Annotated in this window: 2 protein-coding genes; both read right to left on the minus strand. The window is 28.1% G+C overall.

From position 1 onward, the window contains the following. A partial coding sequence (locus VFS71_RS19105; RefSeq protein ID WP_326403252.1) for an ATP-binding protein occupies positions 1-1,910 on the minus strand: 1,910 nt, incomplete at its 3' end. 316 nt (positions 1,911-2,226) lie between these two features. Further along, positions 2,227-2,658 (minus strand): DUF6146 family protein, encoded by a 432-nt coding sequence (locus VFS71_RS19110; RefSeq protein WP_326403253.1) that lies wholly within the window; start codon positions 2,656-2,658, stop codon positions 2,227-2,229. Positions 2,659-3,061 lie beyond the last annotated feature (403 nt).

Below are 3,061 nucleotides of genomic sequence, written 5' to 3' on the forward strand. Positions count from 1 at the left end.
TCGAATCCATCCATAATAGGCATTTTTATATCCATTAATACCAAATCTATATTTGGATTATTAAAGCAAATGTCTACCGCTTCCTGTCCATTTTCGGCACGAATTATTCTATAATTTTTAGCTTTCATTATCTTTTGGAACAATAAGAAATTGATATTGTCGTCCTCTGCTATTAATATAGTTCCTTCTTCATCACCTATAGAAATTGTAAGTTCATTAACAGGTTGAACCGTAATTTTTTGTGATTTTACATATTCCAAAGGAATGGTGAAATAAAACTCGGAGCCTTTTCCCAGTTTCGAATCTAATGTAATGGTTCCTCCCAGCATTTCGGCATAGGCTTTAGAAATAGCAAGACCTAAACCAAGTCCGCCAATTTTGATTGTATGATCTCCTCCCACTCTTCTAAAACGATCAAAAATGTATTGCTGATTGTTTTCGTCAATACCAAAACCAGTATCTTTTACCTTGAAAACAATTTGATTATTTGATTCGTCAATTTCATAGCCAAATTCAACAGAACCCTGTTCAGTAAATTTCAATGCATTGGTAACCAAATTTGTAATAATTTGTTTCAGTTTGACTTCATCTGTTTTTATAGGATATGGTGCTGGATTTTCACTCTCAATTAATTTGAAATCTATTTTTTTAGCCTTCTTATTTGTGATTTTAATACTGTCGTACAAATCTTTGACACAAGACTCCATATTTACAGCAGTATAATTAGGTTTTGTCTGATGAGATTCTATTTTTGACATTTCAATAAGATCATCAATAATAGCAATCAAATTTTTTCCACTTTTGTCAATAACGGATAAATATTCTTGTTGCTCTTCTTTTCCTACTTCAGTATTCATAAGTAATTCATTAAACCCAACTATTGCATTAATTGGAGTTCTTATCTCATGTGATAAATTGGATAAAAAGGAAGATTTCAATTTATCATTTTCTTCGGCTTTCAATTTTGCTTTTACCAATTTGCTTTTTTGTTTGGCATTTTCTTCAAAAAGACTTCCAATGTTTTTAAAATCACCTTCCGTATTTTTTAAAATTTCAATAGCGCCTTTATTCCCTGTTTCCAATGCTTTGGTAATGGCATGCAAAGGAATAGAAATCCATTTTTTGGTATAAATAAAGCTCAGCAATAGCAAAACTAAAGAGATAAACAATATAAAATAAAGACTTTTTAAAATGGTTGCAATAAACTTCTCAAAAGGTCTTTCAAAATAAACACGTGCTACAAATTGATTTTTGTAATCCTTCAAATCAACTTTATATTGAAGAATGTAATTCTTTATTGCTTTGTTATTTTGATTATTGAATATAGTTATTGTTGAATTGGTTATTTTCTCAATCTTTTGTTTGAAAGGGGTATCTATTCTTCTTGCCAAAATAAAATACCCTTCCGGTTTTGAATTCATTACGTCATTTGATTTTGTAATAGCAATACCAAATACTTGAATTATTCCATCGGATGTTTTTAAATAAAAACGAGATTTTCTTGATTTATTTAAAGCAGTTAAAGCTTCTTTTGGGACAAAATCAACTTCTTTTATTTTAGTTGTGTTAGTATGATTGATAATTTTATTATCTAAACCATAAACCCCTATATAATCAGATTTAAAGAGACTTGGATCAGAATACATTTTGTTATACCAGCTGGAATCTCTTGTTTTAAGATAATCTACAAAATCACTCCTCTCCATTGAAGTAACAACCTGACTGAATACAAGTTGTGAAATTCTAGTGATTTCATTCTGAAATTGATTATTGTAATTATCTAAAATACTTTTCTTGATATTTGTTATATACAACAGTATGGTTAAAACCAATGCTATTGAAAAAATATTCATTCCTACAACCAATAAGATTATTTTGGGTTTCGATTTTTTAACTTCTATTTTTTTCATAGGAAAAAGAATATGTGCATTTATATAAAAAGCATTTTTTCAATCTCTTTAATCAATTATCATGCCGTAATTTTAGAAGCATTCCATAAGATTACTATGTTGCTTTTAAAATATAAAAAAGAAGTTTTAATAGGATTTGGGATGGTATTTAATGCCAAATATTTTTTTCTGCATTTAAGCAAAGAAAATCAACTATAAATATACTAAAAATAAGCACTTGTTAACAAGGTATTTACGCAAAAAAGACACTTACAAGTTTGCAAATGTCTTTTTTAAACATTTTTAATTATTTTTTTTCTTAATACTATTCTATTTTCTATCTCGGTGGTACTCGCCCATATAATCTTTGATTGTATTTATTTTGGAAATAAATCATATAATTATAGATAAGATAGTTTACTTCATAACCATAATTAATAGTTGGATTGTAATCGATAGTCATTTCATATAAATTAGGAGAATAGATTTGCGGTTGACGGACACGGTTATTCCATTCCATAACATAAAAATTATTTTTGTTTTCCAAATAGGATTGCGAATAATATCCCCTTGGAAAGGCCGTTGATGCTAACCAAAAATCAAAACCCGGTTCAATGATAATTACTTCGTATTCGAGTTCTTTATTTTCAATTTTTATGGTGTCATTACCTCCTGTTTTTGGTTTTTCTGTACTTGCAACATTAGATTTAGAAGCACTACATCCAATAATTGTTAAAAGAACAATCAATGTGCAAATTAAATTTTTCATAATAATAGTTGTTTACGGATGTCATATAAAAAACAATTCTAAGAATAAATTATTAATTGATTGGAAATTAAAAACCAAACTATAGAACTACTCAAAGTTAAGGATTTTTATGCTGATTTTCTGCATTTTATAACTTAATCTAACAGAAATAGAATGTATTTATAATGAACTTTTACATAAGTTTAGTTTCTAATATCATCTATTTTGATGCAAAAAAAAGACATTTACAAGTTTGCAAATGTCTTTTTTAATATTAATCGAGATTTTATTTATTTCCCAAAAAGCTTTCCTAAAAAGCCACCAATACCACCACTGCTTTTGGTCACTGCAATAGCATCATCCATATCCAGTTTTCCATCGGCATTTTGGTCTAAACCAAATTGAGTTCCATATTTTGAAATGG

The organism is Flavobacterium sp. (assembly GCF_035760125.1).
Classification (GTDB): Bacteria; Bacteroidota; Bacteroidia; order Flavobacteriales; family Flavobacteriaceae; genus Flavobacterium.

Coding starts and splice junctions, on each gene's coding strand:
- VFS71_RS19110 (WP_326403253.1), bottom strand. CDS start 2,658: ATGAAAAATTTAATTTGCACATTGATTGTTCTTTTAACAATTATTGGA.